The sequence below is a fragment of the Flavobacterium sp. GP15 genome, from assembly GCF_014281985.1.
In the GTDB taxonomy this organism is placed as follows: Bacteria; Bacteroidota; Bacteroidia; order Flavobacteriales; family Flavobacteriaceae; genus Flavobacterium; species Flavobacterium pygoscelis.
In genome coordinates this window covers 192392-211282 of record NZ_JACFTC010000005.1, presented here as the reverse complement: position 1 = coordinate 211282, position 18891 = coordinate 192392, and the positions used below count along the sequence as shown (strand labels likewise).

Annotated in this window: 13 protein-coding genes; 7 read left to right on the top strand and 6 right to left on the bottom strand. The window is 31.5% G+C overall.

Features of this window, described 5'->3' with window-relative positions; all coding sequences use genetic code 11:
- Positions 1-11: 11 nt before the first annotated feature.
- The 5 genes from pheT to recG form a co-directional block, all read right to left on the bottom strand.
- On the bottom strand, positions 12-2432 hold the full coding sequence (gene pheT / locus H2650_RS12015; protein ID WP_188051055.1) for a phenylalanine--tRNA ligase subunit beta: 2421 nt from the start codon (positions 2430-2432) through the stop codon (positions 12-14).
- 497 nt (positions 2433-2929) lie between these two features.
- Positions 2930-4243 carry a TolC family protein gene (locus tag H2650_RS12010; RefSeq protein WP_223151104.1) on the bottom strand — a complete coding sequence of 438 codons (1314 nt, stop codon included), beginning with the start codon at positions 4241-4243 and terminating at the stop codon, positions 2930-2932.
- Between the two features lie 75 nt (positions 4244-4318).
- Positions 4319-7417: an efflux RND transporter permease subunit gene (locus H2650_RS12005; protein WP_188051054.1), complete on the bottom strand. Its 3099-nt coding sequence runs from the start codon at positions 7415-7417 to the stop codon at positions 4319-4321.
- 88 nt (positions 7418-7505) lie between these two features.
- Positions 7506-8564, bottom strand: a complete 1059-nt coding sequence (locus H2650_RS12000; RefSeq protein ID WP_188051053.1) for an efflux RND transporter periplasmic adaptor subunit — start codon at positions 8562-8564, stop codon at positions 7506-7508.
- A gap of 228 nt (positions 8565-8792) precedes the next feature.
- Positions 8793-10901 (bottom strand): ATP-dependent DNA helicase RecG, encoded by a 2109-nt coding sequence (gene recG, locus H2650_RS11995; RefSeq protein WP_188051052.1) that lies wholly within the window; start codon positions 10899-10901, stop codon positions 8793-8795.
- 410 nt (positions 10902-11311) lie between these two features.
- Between recG and H2650_RS11990 the strand changes: the two genes are divergently transcribed.
- From H2650_RS11990 to H2650_RS11965, 6 genes are all read left to right on the top strand, one after another.
- A complete protein-coding gene (locus H2650_RS11990) occupies positions 11312-11731 on the top strand; it encodes a MarR family winged helix-turn-helix transcriptional regulator (protein WP_188051051.1) in 420 nt (139 codons plus the stop codon).
- Between the two features lie 2 nt (positions 11732-11733).
- A complete protein-coding gene (locus tag H2650_RS11985; RefSeq protein WP_188051050.1) occupies positions 11734-12156 on the top strand; it encodes an organic hydroperoxide resistance protein in 423 nt (140 codons plus the stop codon).
- A gap of 28 nt (positions 12157-12184) precedes the next feature.
- Entirely contained in the window at positions 12185-12820 is a 636-nt protein-coding gene (locus H2650_RS11980; protein ID WP_188051049.1) for a nitroreductase family protein, read from the top strand.
- A gap of 575 nt (positions 12821-13395) precedes the next feature.
- A complete protein-coding gene (locus tag H2650_RS11975; protein ID WP_188051048.1) occupies positions 13396-14439 on the top strand; it encodes a serine hydrolase in 1044 nt (347 codons plus the stop codon).
- Between the two features lie 2 nt (positions 14440-14441).
- Positions 14442-15179, top strand: a complete 738-nt coding sequence (gene bla / locus H2650_RS11970) for a BlaB/IND/MUS family subclass B1 metallo-beta-lactamase (protein ID WP_188051047.1) — start codon at positions 14442-14444, stop codon at positions 15177-15179.
- Between the two features lie 119 nt (positions 15180-15298).
- A complete protein-coding gene (locus tag H2650_RS11965) occupies positions 15299-15844 on the top strand; it encodes a DUF1697 domain-containing protein (RefSeq protein ID WP_188051046.1) in 546 nt (181 codons plus the stop codon).
- Between the two features lie 135 nt (positions 15845-15979).
- Here the strand turns inward: H2650_RS11965 and H2650_RS11960 are convergent, their stop codons facing one another.
- Entirely contained in the window at positions 15980-16717 is a 738-nt protein-coding gene (locus H2650_RS11960; protein WP_188051045.1) for a diphthine--ammonia ligase, read from the bottom strand.
- 101 nt (positions 16718-16818) lie between these two features.
- Here H2650_RS11960 and H2650_RS11955 point away from each other — a divergent pair, with 101 nt between their 5' ends.
- Positions 16819-18882 carry a M1 family metallopeptidase gene (locus H2650_RS11955; protein ID WP_188051044.1) on the top strand — a complete coding sequence of 688 codons (2064 nt, stop codon included), beginning with the start codon at positions 16819-16821 and terminating at the stop codon, positions 18880-18882.
- Positions 18883-18891: the final 9 nt, after the last annotated feature.

Genomic DNA, 18891 nt, shown 5'->3' with positions numbered 1-18891 from the left:
AAAAAAAAAAATTATCTTAAGCTTGCACCAAGTTCAGTTTCAAAAGCGGTTTGTAATTTGCTCATGATTTTATCAATTTGTACATCTGTCAAAGTCTTCGCATTATCTTGTATCGTAAATCTTAGTGCGTATGACTTTTTACCTTCTGGTAGATTTTCTCCTTCATAAACGTCAAATAAATTTATGTCTTTCAATAAAACTTTTTCAGTTTGTTTTGCTAATGAATAAATAGTTTGATAATTTATACTTTGATCAATTAGTAACGCTAAATCACGACGTACTTCAGGATATTTCGGAATTTCAGTATACTTTATTTTTGTAGAAATTAATTTTAAAATTAACGCCCAGTTAAAATCTGCATAAAAAACTTCTTGTTTGATTCCAAAATGTTTTAGTATTGATTTTTTTACCACTCCTAATTCAACAATTGTATCGTTACCATAAGCAATTGCAATTCCTTCAGAAAAAACGTCTGAAGTTGCAGGAACATTTTGAGATTTAGTCAATCCTAATCTAGAGAGAATTAAGCTCACATACCCTTTGAATAAAAAGAAATCAGATGGTTTATTTGTCTGAGTCCAATTTTCTTGATTTCTATTTCCAGTTTGAAATAAACTTAAATGCTTTTTTTCTTCGTAACCTGCAAGGTAGTTATGATAGGTTTTTCCGAATTCAAATAATTTTAAATCAGCATTTTTGCGATTAATATTATAAGATACTGCTTCAAGACCAGAAAATAATAATGATTGTCTCATTGTAGCTAAATCGGCACTTAAAGGATTTAGCATGGTCACATTATGAGAAGCTTTGAGTTCCTCTGAAAGTTCAACATAAGAGGCCGTTGTTAATGAATTAGCCATCATTTCATTAAAACCTTGTGAATTTAATTGAGTAGCTATTATATTTTGAATTTTATAATCTTCATTTCTTGGAGAATTCGCTACAGTGGCATTAACTTTTTCAGAAAAATTGATGTTGTTGTAGCCATAAACTCTTAAAATTTCTTCTATTACATCAATCTCTCTTTGAACATCAACTCGATAGGAAGGAATTGTTAATCCTAATCCTGCATCAGAAACACTATTAACTTTAATATCTAGAGAAACTAATATTTTTTTTATAGTATCGTTTGGTAAAACTTCACCAATAATTTTCGCTACTTTACTAAAGTTTAAAAAAACTGTAAAATCTTCAATTTTCTTTGGATAAACATTAATTACATCTGATGTTATTTCTCCACCAGCAACCTCTTGTATTAATAAAGCGGCTCTTTTTAATGCATATTCAGTTATAGTTGGATCAATACCTCTCTCAAATCTAAAAGAAGAATCAGTATTCAATTGGTGTCTTTTAGCTGATTTTCTAACACTTACTGGATTAAAGTAAGCACTTTCTAAGAAAATAGAAGTAGTTGTCTCCGAAACTCCAGATTTTTTTCCACCAAAAACACCTGCAATACATAAAGGACCTTTCTCATCACAAATCATTAAATCTTCTTCGTGTAAAGTTCTTTCGATATCATCTAAAGTAATAAACTTAGTTCCTGTGGGAAGAGTTTGTACTATAATTTTTCCATTAATTTTTGAAGCATCAAAAGCATGTAATGGTTGGCCTAATTCGTGTAGAACATAGTTGGTAACATCAACAATATTATTTTTTGGATTCAAACCGATTGCTTTTAACCTATTTTGCAACCAAGCAGGTGAGGGTTTCACCTCGATACCAGAAATTGTTACTCCACAATATCTTGGAGCAAGTTTTGGATCTTTTACATCAATATCAATTTTTAAAGTTCTTTTATCAACTCTAAAATTACTTACAGATGGCGTAATCAATTCTACATTGATTCCTTTTTGCAACATACCAGCTCTTAAATCACGTGCAGTTCCTAAATGACTCATGGCATCTGCGCGATTGGGTGTTAAACCAATTTCAAAAACTTCATCATTTTCAATTTTAAAAACAGTTGCTGCTGGAGTTCCTGGAATTAATTCATCATCAAGAACCATTATTCCATCATGACTTTCACCTAATCCTAATTCATCTTCTGCGCAAATCATTCCGTGACTTTCCTGACCACGAATTTTTCCTTTTTTTATGGTAAAAGCAACACCTTCTTTATCATATAAAACCGTCCCGATAGTAGCAACGGGTACTTTTTGTCCAGCTGCAACATTGCTGGCACCGCATACAATTTGTACTGGTGTTCCAGTACCTAAATCTACTGTGGTTATTTTTAAACGGTCTGCATCTGGATGTTGAATACAAGTAAGAACATGTCCTATAACAATCCCTTCTAATCCCCCTTTAACCGATTGGTATTTTTCAACAATCTCTACTTCAAGACCTAAATCTGTTAGTAAAGCTGCTGTTTCTTCAGAATTAGAATCTACTTTAATAAATTGTTTTAACCAGTTGTACGATATTTTCATCTGTCAATTTTAATGAGATTGCAAATATAAGGATTGCAGACTGTAGAAAGAAACAAAATTTTTTGTTTTTTCTAACTCTTTTCAAACAATAGCTATAGATGCTATAATAGAATTGAAACAAAATCGAGTTTTCAAAAAAGATATTAATGAGATATAAAATTCAATATTTGTTATTTATGGAAAAGTCAGTTTGTTAACAGAAGGGCATGAGATAAAAATTAATTAAACAATTATCTAATAATGGGAAAACATTGCTGATGTAAGAGTTTTAAAAGCAGAAATAATTCCTGTAATTGTTTCTATTTCTTTTCAATTGCAATAATTCAAAAAATCGTAATTCAACAAAGATATCCACTTAGGAGTATGTATTGACGAGATTAGTTCGTCAATAAGCATCACTAGTTGACCTTTTATTGAATTACGATTTTCAGGATATATTTGCTTGGATAGAAATAGTGTACTAAAAATATAGATTTTATAAGGTGACAAAACTATAGTTACAATGCTATAGTTCCTGCTAATTCTTTTAATGCAATTTCAGATAATTTAGCCTGAAATTGAGCATTACTATAGCGCACTTTAGCATTTACATAATTTAATTGTGCTGTTCTAAATTCGAGAGTAGTAATGGTACCAATTCTGAATTTATCTAAAGTAATATTCAAGTTTTGGTTAGCGATAGCTTCATTTTTTTCTTCTAAATCAATCAGTTCTAAGTTGGTTAAATACGTTTGATACGATGTTGCTAATTGCGAATACAATTGCTGATTTTGTTGATCGAATTCTAATTTTGAGTTTTCAATTTGAATTTTAGCAATTTGTTCATTTCTGTTTTGTGCAAATCCGTCAAATAAATTTAGTGAAGCACTAAAACCATAATTTAAACCTCTGGCTGACGATTGAGTTGTAAAACCAAGACCAGACTGACTATCAGAAAAATTATATCCCGTATTTAGTTTTACAGTAGGGTAGCGGGTACCTTTAATTTGTTTTAATTGTAGCTCAGCAACCCTTTTATTGATAATTTGAGATTCTAATTGCGGATTTTGTTTTTCTGCCAACTCAGTAAGTTCAGGAAGCAGTAATTGCGAATCTACTGTTATTGAATCTACCACAATAAAATCTGTTTTAGCATCTCTTGCTAAAATTTGATTAAGTACAATCTTGGTATTAGCATATAATTCTTTTTGTCTTAAAAGAGCAACTTTGTCAGTGTTTAAATCTACTTGAGCGTTCAATACTTCTAATTTAGATGCTTTTCCAATTGAAAATCGGTTTTGAGCCAAATTCAATCGTTGGTTTGATATCACAATCGTGGTGTCTAAAGCGGCTAATTGCTGTTGCTGTTGTACTAAATCAAAATAGGTATTATTAACATCACTAATTTTTGTTATTATAGTAAGCTTTAGTTGGGCTTCTCCTAATTTTTGCAATTCTTTTAATTGATCCAACTTTGCGAACATTTTAAACCCGTCAAAAATGGTCCAGTCTAAACCAACTCCATAATTTAAATTGCTACTTTTAGCATTGTTCAGTTTCGTAACTGTTCCGTCAGAACGTGTTTGCGAAAGGTTTTGAATACCATTATTATCTACTATAGTAGCGGTTGCTTTAGGTAACATTCCTGCATTACCAGAAGTAGCATTTGCTTTATTGACTAAAGAATTATTGGATTCAATCTTGATTTCATAATTATTTTCTAATGCAATTTTAACTGCATTTTCAATAGTTAATACCTCTTGAGCATTGGTTTTGATTACACAAAAAAGTAACAAAATCAAACTTCGAAACAGTATTTTAGTAATTATCATAATTGTATTTTTAGAAAACGAATAAATTTTTCTGACTACTATCAAGTTAATTTACTCGCATTGGCTGTTTTATTACTAATGTTTAACTTCTTTTTCATATTCTTCAATACGATCAAATTCAGGATAATGTTTTCTAGCTTTAGACCACATTAAATACATGGCTGGAATAACAAATAATGTTAAAACCAAAGAGAAAATAGTACCTCCAACAATCACCACACCCATTCCCATTCTACTAGTAGAAGCTGCTCCAAATGACATAGCGATAGGTAATGCACCTAATGAAATGGCTAAACTGGTCATCAAAATAGGACGTAATCTGGCTTCTGAAGCTTCTAAAATGGCTTCTAGTTTTGGTTTACCTTGTTCCCGCAATTGATTGGCAAATTCTACAATTAGAATTCCATTTTTGGTTACCAAACCAATAAGCATTACCGTTCCAATTTGGCTAAAAATATTCCATGTTTGATTGAATAACCATAAGGAGAATAAAGCTCCAGCAACCGCCATTGGAACTGTAAGTATAATTATAAAAGGATCAATAAAACTTTCAAATTGAGCAGAAAGAATTAAGAAAATTAATAATAAAGCCAATCCAAATGCAAAAGCGGTATTCGAGCTACTTTCGACAAAATCTCTAGATTCACCGCCTAAATCAGTGGTAAATGTATCGTCTAGCACTTTAGCTTTAATTTCGTTCATCGCATCAATTCCGTCACTGATACTTTTTCCAGGAGCTAAACCAGCAGATACTGTAGCAGACAAATATCTATTATTGTGATACAACTGCGGTGGATTACTTTGTTCTTCTACGTTTACAACATTATCCATTTGTATCAGTTCTCCTTTATTATTTTTAACAAACATCGACGTTAAGTCCAAAGGTTTAGAACGATCTTTTTGATCAAATTGTCCAATTACTTGATATTGTTTTCCGTTTCTCATAAAGTAACCAAAACGCTGTCCACTTAAAGAAAGCTGTAATGTTTGAGCAATATCAATTACTGAAATTCCTAAACTCTCAGCTTTTTCACGGTCTATTGTTACATTAATCTCAGGTTTGTTAAATTTAAGATTCACATCAGTAATAGAAAAGGTTTCGTTTTTTGCCGCTTCATCCATAAAAACAGGAATTTTTTCTCGCAGTTTTTCAAAATTGGGTGCCTGAATAATGTATTGAATCGGCAAACCACCTCGTCTATTTACAGCAATAGTAGGCTGCTCGATAATAGATGTTTTAGCTTCTGGATAACGCTTGGTCCATTTTGTCAATTTCTCCGCAATTTCTTTCTGTGATTCTGTTCTTTCTCCAGGTTCTACTAATGAAACTCGAATAAAACCACTATTGACAGAAGAAGAACCAAAACCAGGTGATGTGATAACCAAACTCACTTTTTTACCAGGAATTGAATCATCAACTAGTTTTGAAATCTCTTGCATGAAACGATCTGTATACTCATAAGAGGAACCTTCGGGAGTAGTCATTCGCATCACAAAACTACTTCGATCATCATAAGGTGCAGTCTCTTTTTGCAATAAATTAAAGAATAAATAGATCAACCCAAAACAAGCGAATAAAATAGGAAAACTAAGCCATTTTCTTTTCATGAAATTGGTTAGTGCATCCGCATATCCTTTATTTAATTTTTGAAAATAAGGTTCTGTTTTTAAATAAAAGTTAGATTTTTTTTGTTCACCACCTTTCATCAAATAGGCGTTAAGCATTGGAGTTAAAGTCAAGGATACAAAAGCAGAAATTAGTACTGCCGCACCAATAACGACTCCAAATTCCCGAAACAGTCGACCGACAAATCCTTCTAAAAATATTACTGGCAAAAATACCGCCGCTAGAGTTATAGAGATAGAAATTACAGCAAAAAAGATTTCATTAGATCCTTTGATTGCTGCTTCAATAGGCGTCATTCCTTCCTCTACTTTCTTAAAAATATTCTCGGTAACAACAATTCCATCATCCACAACAAGCCCTGTTGCCAATACAATTGCGAGTAAAGTCAATACATTTATAGAAAATCCAAAAAGCCACATAATAAAGAAAGTAGCAATCAAGGATACCGGAATATCAATTAAAGGTCTAAAGGCGATTGCCCAATCCCTAAAAAATAAAAAGATAATTAAGATTACTAAAACAATAGAAATTCCTAGCGTTTCCGCTACTTCAATAACCGATTTCTTAACGAAAATGGTATTGTCGATTGCTATGTTTAACTTAATATCTTTTGGTAAATCTTTTTTTAAGGCTTCAAAAACTTTATAAAATTCTTTAGAAATATCTAAGTAATTAGCACCCGGCAATGGAACAATTGCTACACCAACAAGCGGTGTTCCAGATTGTGTCATTTTGGTTTCTAAATTTTCCGGTCCTATGCTCGCACTTCCAATATCACTTAATCGAACTATTTTTTCTCCATCGGAACGTATAATAATATTATTAAATTCTTCGGCAGTAGAAAGATTTCCTACTGTTTTTACTGTTAGTTCAGTATTAGCGCCTGTAAGTTTACCTGATGGTAATTCTACATTTTGTTTGTTTAATGCATTTCTAACTTCAGCAACTGTACAACCATACGATGCTAATTTTATAGGATCAATCCACAAACGCATTGCGTATCTTTTTTGTCCCCAAATCTGAACGCCACTTACGCCAGGAATAGTTTCTAGTCGTTGCGAAATTACGTTTTCAGCATAATCGCTTAGTTCTAATGCACTTCTGGTATCACTTTGAACAGTCATCGAAATAATAGCATCACCATTAGCATCTGCTTTCGATACAACCGGAGGAGAATCTATATCTTGTGGAAGGTTTCTTACGGCTTGCGAAACTTTGTCACGAACATCATTTGCAGCATCTTCTAAATTTTTATCTAAGTTAAATTCTATTGTAATGTTACTACTTCCCTGAGCACTAGAAGAGGTTACATTACGAATACCATCAATAGAGTTTATTGCTTTTTCTAAAGGTTCTGTAATTTGTGATTCAATAATATCAGCATTTGCTCCAGCATAGTTAGTTCTGATAGAGACTTGTGCCGGATCAATTGATGGAAATTCTCGAACTCCCAGGAATGTGTACCCTATTAATCCGAATAACACAATGGCCAAGTTCATCACTATGGTCATTACGGGTCTTCTTATACTTGTAGTTGATAAACTCATTTTGTTATAATATAAATTAGGAGTTATGAATTAGTAAAGCCGAATTATAAGTTTGATAAAGTACCAAATAACTATAATTCACAACGTATTATTTTACTTTTACAATAACGGGATCGTCATTCTTTAGAGCCATTACACCATTAGTAATAACGGTATCGCCTTCTTTTAATCCAGAAAGTACCAAAACAGAAGTTTCTGTTCTTGTAGCAGTTTCTATCATCAATTCTTTTGCTAAACCATTACTAGAAATAAAAATTTTCTTTCCGTTTTGTACTGGTACAATAGCTTCGGTAGGAACTACAATAGCATTTTTTATAATATCAAGCGGCAATTCTACGTCAGCAAAAGTTCCTGGTAACAATTTCCCGTCTTTATTTTCAGCGATGGCACGAACCTGTAATGTTCTTGTAGCAACTGCTATTTCTGGCTCGATTGCATATACTTTAGCCGTATAACGATCTTCAGAACCAGCCACTTTGAAGGTTAATGTAGTATTAGATTTGACTTGATTAGCATATTTTTCAGGAATTGAAAAAGTAATTTTTAATTTTCCTGTATTCACTAATTTTGTTACTAAGATTGCTGGAGTTATATAAGTTCCTGGAGAAATAGAGCGCAAACCAATTTTCCCAGAAAACGGAGCTCTTACGGATGTTTTTGCAATTTGTGCCTGAATTAGTTGACTTTGTGCTTGTGCTGATTTTAAATCAGCTCTTGCTAAATCATATTCTTCTTGACTAATAGCTTCTTTTTGTAACAATAACTTGGCTCTTCTTTCATTTTCAGAAGCCAATCCTTCTTTAGTTGAAGTTTGTCTCAATTGCGCTCTTAATTCAATATCATTTACCTTAAAAAGTACTTGTCCTTTGGTAACATTGCTTCCTTCTTGAAAATAAATTCCTTCTACAATACCCGAAACTTCGCTACGAATTTCTACTTGTTCATTGGCTTCAATAGAACCAGAAAGAGATAAATTATTGTCAAAAGTTTGGTATTTAACAACAATTCCGCTTACAGTTAGTGATTTTCCTTTTGCTTTTGGATCTTTAGAATCTCCTTTTTTTGCACTGTTAGAATTAATTCTATATCCTATAAATCCAATTAATCCAATGGCTAAAAGGGCGTAAACGAGGTGTTTTATTTTCATTTTTTAAAGTATAAATCAGTTTTTGGTATCAAAAATATTAGTCGGAAACAAATTTAGGTTTTAGAATTCAAAATAATCAATATGTTAAATATTATTTAACGTTTGTACATACAAATATTAATACTATCATAAAAATAATTATTTTAGAATAGACTAAAGCTAATTATACAAGACTCTACAATAGATTAAAGGTTTAATCAAAGATTTAAAAAAAAAGAAAATTTTATTTTAACTAATATAATTCCAAATATTTTTCTTTTTGGTCATTTCGATGTAAACGGCTCGTAATGAGTGATGTTCTGGTTTTTCCATCGCTGGATCTTCTTTTAGTAATTTCATGGCGTAATTTCTGGCTAGAGCCAAAGTATCTCGATCCCGAACTAAATCAGCAATCTGTAAGTTAAGCACACCGCTTTGTTGGGTTCCCATTAAATTACCAGGACCACGAAGTTTTAAATCTACTTCGGCAATTTCAAAACCATCATTAGTACGTACCATAGTTTCCATTCGGGTTTTACTATCAGCACTCATTTTATGGCTTGTCATTAGTATGCAATAACTTTGTTCTGCACCTCGTCCTACGCGACCTCGAAGCTGGTGGAGTTGTGATAATCCAAAACGCTCGGCACTTTCAATAATCATTACACTCGCATTGGGAACATTTACACCCACTTCAATGACAGTTGTTGCAACCATTATATTTGTTTTCCCTTCAGAAAAGCGTTTCATTTCAGCATCTTTGTCCGCTGGTTTCATTTTTCCGTGCAAAATAGAAATAGAATAGTGTGGTAAAGGAAAATCTCTTGAAATACTTTCGTAACCATCCATTAAATCCTTATAATCCATTTTTTCCGATTCTTGAATCAAAGGATAAACAATATAGATTTGGCGACCTAAAGCAATTTCATCTCTAAGAAACTTCCAAACTTTTAAACGATTGCTGTCAAAACGATGTACTGTCTGGATGGGTTTTCTTCCTGGAGGCAATTCGTCTATCACAGAAATGTCTAAATCACCATATAAACTCATTGCTAAAGTTCTGGGAATAGGAGTGGCGGTCATGACTAAAACATGTGGTGGAATCGTGTTTTTCTTCCACAATTTAGAACGCTGTTCTACTCCAAAACGGTGTTGCTCGTCAATTACGGCAAGACCTAAGTTTTTAAACTTTACTTTATCTTCTATTAAAGCGTGAGTGCCAATAAGAATATCTAAAGTTCCGTTTTCTAATTCTTCATGAATTATTCGGCGTTGTGCAATTCTAGTCGAGCCCGTAAGAATTCGAATATTAATATTTACAGTTGCTGCCAATTCAGATAAACCCATAAAATGCTGATTGGCCAAGATTTCAGTGGGAGCCATTAAGCACGCCTGAAAACCATTATCTAGTGCCAAAAGCATACTCATAAATGCCACAATAGTTTTACCAGATCCTACATCTCCTTGTAACAATCGGTTCATTTGAGCATTGCTGCCCATGTCATTTCTTATTTCCTTGACAACCCTTTTTTGCGCATTGGTGAGTTCAAAAGGCAAATGATTCTGATAAAAATCATTAAAATAGTCACCTACTTTGGTAAAAGGATGTCCTTTTATTTTGTGTTTTTGAATGAGGTTTTTTGTAATTAATTGCAATTGTATAAAAAACAATTCTTCAAAAACTAACCGGAATTTTGCTTTCGCTAAAGCTTCGGTACTTTTGGGGAAGTGAATATTGAATAAAGCTTCTTTTTTAGAAATCAGTTTTAATTCAGCAATCAAATATTCAGGCAATGTTTCGGTAAATAAATTTTGTGTTTCTACAAACAATTGTTGCATCATTTTATTGATGACTTTATTTGAAACACCTCGATTCGTTAAGGTTTCTGTAGATGGATACACGGGTTGCATGGCAGAACGAAGACTTTGTTTATGCTCGCTCATTAATTCAATTTCTGGATGTGCCATATTAAAGGTATTCCCAAAGGAAGTACATTTTCCAAAAATCACGCAAACTTCATTCACTTTTAAGCTTTCGCGAATCCATTTATGCCCTTGAAACCAAACGAGTTCCATTTGTCCCGTATCATCAACAAAGGTTGCAACAAGTCGTTTTTGGTTTTTACCAAATTCAACCGTTTTAATGTTTATTATTTTTCCAATAATCTGTACTTCGGCACCATTATTTTGAAGTTCATTTATTTTATAATAGCGCGTTCGATCTATATATCTATTGGGAAAAAAATTAACCAAATCAAAATACTTATGAATTCCCAACTCTTTACGCAGCAATTCAGCCCGATTAGGTCCAACACCTTTTAAGAATTCAATGGGATTAAGTAATAGATTTTGTTGCATTGTGCGAAGATAGTTTTTTGTTCGGAAACTTAAAAATGCACCAATCAATATGTATTGAGCAATTTGTTTCGCAAACAGATTGAAATTCAATTAAATTTTAAATCTAAAAAGCACTATTTTTTACAAGAAGCTGTTCTCGCTATTCGTTACAAGCTTTTCGGTCTCAAACCTTTTTTCTATGTTGCGGTAGGAGCTTCCTGCGGTCGCTCTACTACAACTAGAAAAAATGGTTATCACCTCGTAAAGGCTTTCCACTGCTATCAAGGCTAAAAAAAAATAGAGTAGTGCAGAAAAATTAAATGTTTAAGTCTCTTGATGAAATATAATAACAGTTAAATTAATATTAATTTTACACAATTAAATTGTACACAACTTAATTATATTTACCTTTGTCACTCCAAATTGAATCCATGACAAATCAACTTAATATTAGCGAGCAAGTTTGTTTTCCAGTTTATTTGTTTGCAAAGGAAATAATCAATCAGTATCGACCTTTTTTAGAGGAACTAGAATTAACCTATCCGCAATACCTAGTAATGCTTGTTTTGTGGGAGCAGGAAACTCAAACAGTGAATCAGCTTGGCGAAAAGCTAAAACTAGACAGTGGTACACTTACTCCATTATTAAAACGAATGGAACACAAGGCATTTATAACCCGAATTAGAAGCACAGTTGATCAGAGAATTGTCAATATCACATTGACCAAAAAAGGTAAATTGCTTAAAGAAAAAGCAACTTGTATTCCCGAAAAGTTAATGCAATCTATGAATGTAACAGTAGAGGAATTAGCAGTTTTAAAAAATATAATTACTAAAATATTAGATAAATAAGCATGAAAACAATGTACACCACAAAAGCTACCACAACAGGAGGTAGAAACGGCCAAGTAAGGAGCGAAAATGGAGTTTTAGCTATTGAAGTGAGACATCCAAAAGCTCTAGGCGGAGCTAATGAAGATTATGCAAATCCAGAAATGCTATTTGCAGCAGGCTATTCTGCTTGTTTTGATAGTGCTTTGAATTTGGTTATAAAAAAAGAAAATATCCAAACGGGCGAAACAACGGTAACAGCAAAAGTGAGTATCGGACAAAATGATGCTGGAGGATTCGGATTAGCAGCTGAACTACATGCTAATATTCCTGGAGTAACTATTGAGGTTGCACAATCTTTGATCGAAAAAGCACATCAAGTTTGTCCCTATTCTAATGCTACGAGAGGAAACATGCCAGTAGAATTGACGGTTTCAAACAATTAATATAATTATATAAAAAGATAGATAAAAAATGGCTTTATTAGAAGATTTAAATTGGAGACATGCTGTAAAAGCATACGATGCAACTAAAAAAGTAAGTAAAGAAAATATTGATAAAATTGTAGAAGCGGCCCGTTTGGCTCCCACTTCTTCAGGTTTACAACCTTTTAAAGTACTTGTAGTTGAAAATCAAGAATTAAAAGAGAAATTAGTAAAAGGCGCTTTAAATCCAGAATGTATGAGAGATTGTTCTCATGTAGTGATTTTCGCTGCTTGGGACCGATATACCGAAGATCGCATTGATAATGTTTATGATTACACAACAGATGAGCGTGGTCTAGAAAGAGGTCGTTTTGGTAGTTATACTGATATGTTGAAAAAAATCTATCTAAATCAACCTGCTGAAGAAAATTTTGCTCACATTGCAAGACAAACCTATATTGCTTTGGGACTTGCTTTGGCTCAAGCTGCAGAATTAAAAGTAGATAGTACACCTGTAGAGGGATTTGATAACAATGTGATTGATGAAATATTAGAATTAGAAAAATTAGGATTAAAAAGTGTTTCTTTAATGTATGTAGGTTATGCCAATACACCATTGGATTGGATTGCTCCTATGAAAAAAGTAAGAACACCAAAAGAAGATTTTTTAATAGAGTTCAAATAATCTTTAAATATTAATATAACATTTTAATTTTGTTATATCCTACTTCAAAAAGCCTAGATCAAACACAGTTTTGGTTTAGGCTTTTTTTATTTTCTGTCCTAATAGTTATGAAGTATTGCAATTAGCCTAATTGATTTTCATAAAAATTATGATATATAAAAGAACTTCGGAATTGTTATGATATATAATTAAGAAAATTTTCGTTAAAATTTTTTTAGTTAGAATATTTAAAATAATTTTACTCAATTATTATCTAAAATAATGAATTATAGAAATACCGATAAAATTTCAATAATTCCAAAATACTAAATTTATAACATTACTCTTTTATGAAAGTTTCGAAAAAAATCTATTTAATTCTAGCTATTCTATTTCTAATCTCTTTTATTTTTTCGTTATTTAATACAGAAACAACTCATAAAATACTATTTTGGGAAACGAATATTTGGGCCTATCGTATTTTTAGATTGGTAATTGCCGTAGTATTTATGAAATCTTATTTGGATAGTAGAAAAGAGGATCAACCAAATGAATAAGAATACTTTACTACAATTAAAATAATTCAGAAATAGAAGATGAAAATTAAAAAACAGACCATTTACTTTATTTATGCAGCACTATTGTTTGTAAACAGTAATTCCTTTGCTCAAAAAACTAACGATTATATTTCATCCATTGACAGCTTAATTAAAACGACTAACATTCGAAAGTTTAATGGAGTAATTGTGATTGCAGAGAATGGCGTTGCAAAATATACAAAAGCTTATGGTTTTGCTAATTTCGAAAAAAAAACACCTTTTCAAGCACAAGATTATTTTGAAATTATGTCTAATTCGAAACAAATTACAGCTGCATTGTTGTTACGAGAAGTAGATAAAGGAAAAATTGATTTACAATCACCCATAAAAAAATACTTACCTTTTTTGACGGAATCTTGGGCAGATTCGGTTACGGTTCATCAATTATTAAATCATACCCATGGTATTTTGGCTTTAGATAAACCATTATTATTTAAACCAGGAACTAATTTTAAATATGGGAATATTTCTAATGTGCTTTTAGGTAAAATCATCGAATTTTCTAGTAAAAAGACATACAATCAAATGGCAGATTCCCTTTTTGCGTCATTAAAAATGAAACATACTTTTGCTTATTCAAAAGATAATAAAAGAGCAATTGTTAACGGTTATACCAATAAGGAAGGTGTTTTTAAAGCTGTAGAAACTTCACAAATTACAACTGATTCAACACCAGCGGATGGTATAATTACTACTGCAAGCGATTTAGTCATTTGGAATTCTAATTTGCATAAAGGAAAAATTCTAAAGCCAGAAACCTATAATTTGATGGTATCTGAAACAGTTTTAGCTCAGCACGATTCCTTTGGAAAAGAAAAATGTGGCTATGGTTATGGGATCCGTATTAACAATAATGGCAAAACAAAATATATAGGTCACACAGGTTTAGGTGATGGTTTTGCTTCTTTAAATGTTTATTTTCCTAAAAGTAAAATTAGCGTGATTGTATTAGAGAATCAAATGAATGATAAAATTGAATTGGCATATTATTTCGGAAATGAAATAAAAAACATTATTTTAAAACAAGAGAATTCTAAATAAATATGAAAATAAAAATTAGTAAACTTATTATTTTTTTGCTTTTAAGTACAATTGCAATTGGACAAACCATCAAAAATGAACTTAAAATAACACAAATTACTCCTAATTTTTATGTGTATAGTAGTTATAAAATGTTTGGAACAAAGAAACAAGATGCAAATGCAATGTACGTAGTGACTTCCAAAGGTGTCGTTATTTTTGATTCTCCTTGGGATGATTTTCCATATCAATCGTTGTTGGACAGTATTGAATTGCGACATCATAAAAAAGTAATTCTGGCAATTGCAACACATTCTCATGAAGACAGAACTTCTGGATTTGATTTTTATAAACAAAACGGAATTAAAACTTACACAACCAAATTAACTGATAAGATTTCAATAAAGAAAAAGCAACCGAGAGCTCAATTTTTAATGAGTAAAGACACCATTTTTAATGTTGGTGATACAAGTTTCGAAACCTATTTTGCTGGTGCAGGACATACAAAGGACAACATTGTGATTTGGTTTAATAAAGAGAAAATTTTGTACGGTGGGTGCTTAGTCAAAAGTATTGACGCTCCCGATTTAGAATATGTAGGCGAAGCTAATATTAAAGAATGGCCCAAAACGATTCGCAAGGTACAGTCGAAATTTCAAAATCCGAACTACATTATCACCGGGCACCATGATTGGACAAGTTTAAGAGTTTTAGATCATACCTTAGATTTGTTAAAACTGTATAACAACAAAAGTAAATAGATTTCATAATTCCTATTTTTTAAAACAAGAGAATTCTAAATAAATATTAAAATAGCACTTAGAATTGCTTAGTATTTTGCCAAGAAACACAATATCTTTGCAGCAATAAAATTTATAAAATGAAAACTCATCTGGCTTTACTTCGTGGTATCAATGTTTCTGGTCACAGTATGATAAAAATGGAAGCATTAAAAACAACTTTAGAAGCTATAGGTTTTCAGAATGTAGTTACCTATATTCAGTCTGGAAATGTTTTTGTAGATACAGAAGAAGAAAATTCTGCCGCAGTTGGATTTAAAATAAAGCAAGAAATTTTCAAAATTTTCGGTCATGAAGTGCCAGTTGTTGTTATTGGTAAAGAAGATTTGGAAGCTTGTTTTAAAAATAATCTTTTCTTGAAAGAGAAAGATTTAGATTCTAAAAAATTATATGTGGCTTTTATTTCGACTACTTTGTCTAGTACTAGTATAAATGATTTGAGAATTAGTCAATTTAAACCCGATGAAGCCAGTATTGATGGCAATAAAATTTTCATTAAATATGCTGTTGGAGCAGGTAAAACACGTTTTGATCAGAAATACATCGAGAAAAAGTTAAATGTAATCGCTACTATTCGAAATTGGAATACGGTTACGCAGTTGCTTAAAATGTATGAGGAGAGATAAAAATTCTTTTTCTTTTATGATACTTTTTCACAATGGAAGTGCATCAATTACTTTGCTCTAGAAAGTTGGTAAGCTACAAGCGTGAAAAAGTAGTAACGAAAAGTTTTAAAATTATTGACACCGCATAATTTAAACTTATTTTGGAAGTAAATCACAATACCAAAATCCATAATCAAAAGCATCAGATGTATTGGTATCGCAAGCTGTATTTGAAGAATCTTGTTGTTTTGGTTTTTCATATTTACGATATACGATTTCTCCGATCTCAAAATTAATTGGTTTAGAAAAAATAGGTCCATCAAAAGTAAAGGTATGAAACTCTCCATTTTCGCCACAGACATCTAAATTTTCTGGTAAATCATTAATGAAATCCTGATCAATCACACGACCCACAAAACTTTTATCTAAATAACGTTCGTTCACACAAACAACAATAGTTTTAAAATTTAATGCAATAAATTCTTGAATTAAGGTGGTTGTAGGAATTTGCCAAAGCGGAAAAACAGCCTCAAAACCTATTTTGGCTAACTGATCTTCTCTGTATTTGCGTAAATCTTCTAACAAAATATCTCCAAAAATGGAATGTGTGACCCCTTGGTTTTTTAACTTGGTTAATGTTTCAGTCATTACATTTTCATACACTTCCATTGTCGGCATTTCTGGAATTTGCATAATTTCTAGCGGTAATTCTAGACTTTCTGCTTGTTGTTTTAGCAGTTCAACACGCACACCATGCATAGAAATACGCTGAAACTCTTGGTTGACACTTGTGAGTAAACAAGTGATTTCAAATTCAGAATTTTGTAGTACTTTGTACAATGCTAAAGCAGAATCTTTTCCGCTACTCCAATTAAATACAGCTTTTGTTTTCAATATAAATGTATTGTGGTTTTTTGATTGGTAAACTTACGTTATTCCATTTATTATTTAATTAAATCATTGTAACTTTGATTTTTTAGTATAAAATTACCTTTATGAAATACTTTTTTCTTCTCTTCACTTCTTTTATTTTTTCGCAACAAACTCAATTTGTTGATTTTAAATCGGTTTTAGGAAAAATTCACATAAATCCAACAGAGAGAATTGTTTTAGGGGAAGTGCAATATGATTTTGTAGTATTAAAAACAATTGATACTATTAAAATTGATGCACAAAACATGACTTTTTCTAATTTAAAACTCAATGGAAAAGAAGTTAATTTTAGAAATACTCAAAAGGAATTACAAATTATTTTCCCATTTAAAAAAGGAAAAAATAGCTTAAATTTTACGTATTCGGCAATGCCAAAGCAAACGCTCTATTTTGTTGGATCGACAGATAAAGACAATCTGCAAATTTGGACACAAGGTCAAGGAAAGTATACCAGTCATTGGTTTCCTAGTTTTGATGATGTGAATGAAAAAGTGATTTTTAATTTGAATATTGTATTTAGAAATGATTTTCAAGTGATTTCTAATGGAGAATTAGAAACTAGGGCGAAATCAATGGGAAATACTATTTGGAAATATCGAATGCAAAAACCAATGAGTTCTTATTTGTTGATGCTGGCTATCGGAAAATATGAAAAACAAATACAATTTTCTAATTCTGGAATACCTTTAGAAATGTACTACGAACCTGCAGATAAATCTAAAATTGAACCTACTTATCGTCATTCTAAAACGATGTTTGATTTCCTTGAAAAAGAAATAGGAGTAAAGTATCCTTGGAAAATTTACAAGCAGACTCCGGTTCGAGATTTTTTATATGCAGGAATGGAAAATACATCAGCTACTTTGTTTTCGACGCGCTATGTAGTCGATTCGATAGGTTTTGAAGACAGAAGTTACACCAATGTAAATGGGCATGAATTGGCACATCAATGGTTTGGTGATTTGGTTACGGCAGAAAGTAGTAAGCAACATTGGCTACAAGAAGGTTTTGCAACTTATTATGCTTTATTAGCAGAGAAAGAAGTTTATGGCGATGATTATTTTTATTGCAAATTATACGAATCTGCTCAACAACTTAAATTTGCTTCTCGTACCGATACCATTCCAGTTTTGAATGCCAAAGCAAGTTCCTTAACTTTCTATGAAAAGGGCGCTTGGGCATTATTTGTTTTGAAAGAATCCATCGGTGAAAAAAACTTTAAAAAAGCTGTTAAAGCCTATTTGAAAAAGCATTCTTTTAAATCTGTAAATACGGAAGATTTTTTTGCTGAAATAAAAAAAGTATCGTCTTTTGATTTAAATAATTTTAGTAAAGTTTGGCTTGAATCAAGTACTTTTAATACGCTTGAAGCCAATGCTTTATTAGAAAAAAATAAGGCAGCTAAATTATTTTTACAAGTCGATCAGTTAAGAAGTAAATCTCTAGCAGAAAAAAATGATTTCTTTGTTCAAGTTATGCAATCGGACGTTTATTTTGCAGTAAAAGAAGCTATTTTAAACCAAATTAAAAATGAAAATTTTGATGCTAAAAAGCAATTGCTTCAGTTGGCTTTACAGTCTAATATTGTACAAATTCGTCAAGCAGTAGCGGTTAATTTAAATAAAATTCCAGAAGATTTCAGACAAGAATATGAAAGTTTACTAACTGATAAATCCTATCAAACTCAGGAAATTGCATTATTCAGATTATGGAATAATTTTCCGGAACAGCGTTTTAAATATTTAGATCTATCAAAAGATTGGGTTGGATTTAATAATTACAATTTAAGAAATTTGTGGTTGTCTTTGGCCTTAACAACTCCAAATTATCTTTCAAATAAAGAAGAATTAATTAAGGAATTAATAGGATATTCATCTCTGAACTTTGAGGCTACTACTCGACAAAATGCATTACAAAATCTGATCGCTTTCAATTTAGTAAATGATACCGTTTTGCAAAATTTAGTAAATGCAACCACACATCACATGTGGCAATTTTCTAAATTTGGACGTGATACTATTAGAAAATTATTAAAAAATAAAGAAATGAGGCTCTCTTTTGAAAGAATTTTACCCAATTTAAACGAAAGTGAACAATTTCAGTTGAAAAGATTGTTAATTGAGTAGTAACAAATA

Excerpts from the sequence above, each read along its gene's own strand:
- pheT (WP_188051055.1), bottom strand. The coding sequence starts at position 2,432 with ATGAAAATATCGTACAACTGGTTAAAACAATTTATTAAAGTAGATTCT.
- recG (WP_188051052.1), bottom strand. The coding sequence starts at position 10,901 with ATGCAACAAAATCTATTACTTAATCCCATTGAATTCTTAAAAGGTGTT.
- H2650_RS12000 (WP_188051053.1), bottom strand. The coding sequence starts at position 8,564 with ATGAAAATAAAACACCTCGTTTACGCCCTTTTAGCCATTGGATTAATT.
- H2650_RS11955 (WP_188051044.1), top strand. The coding sequence starts at position 16,819 with ATGAAATACTTTTTTCTTCTCTTCACTTCTTTTATTTTTTCGCAACAA.
- H2650_RS12010 (WP_223151104.1), bottom strand. The coding sequence starts at position 4,243 with ATGATAATTACTAAAATACTGTTTCGAAGTTTGATTTTGTTACTTTTT.
- H2650_RS11985 (WP_188051050.1), top strand. The coding sequence starts at position 11,734 with ATGAAAACAATGTACACCACAAAAGCTACCACAACAGGAGGTAGAAAC.
- H2650_RS11980 (WP_188051049.1), top strand. The coding sequence starts at position 12,185 with ATGGCTTTATTAGAAGATTTAAATTGGAGACATGCTGTAAAAGCATAC.
- bla (WP_188051047.1), top strand. The coding sequence starts at position 14,442 with ATGAAAATAAAAATTAGTAAACTTATTATTTTTTTGCTTTTAAGTACA.
- H2650_RS11965 (WP_188051046.1), top strand. The coding sequence starts at position 15,299 with ATGAAAACTCATCTGGCTTTACTTCGTGGTATCAATGTTTCTGGTCAC.
- H2650_RS11990 (WP_188051051.1), top strand. The coding sequence starts at position 11,312 with ATGACAAATCAACTTAATATTAGCGAGCAAGTTTGTTTTCCAGTTTAT.
- H2650_RS11975 (WP_188051048.1), top strand. The coding sequence starts at position 13,396 with ATGAAAATTAAAAAACAGACCATTTACTTTATTTATGCAGCACTATTG.
- H2650_RS12005 (WP_188051054.1), bottom strand. The coding sequence starts at position 7,417 with ATGAGTTTATCAACTACAAGTATAAGAAGACCCGTAATGACCATAGTG.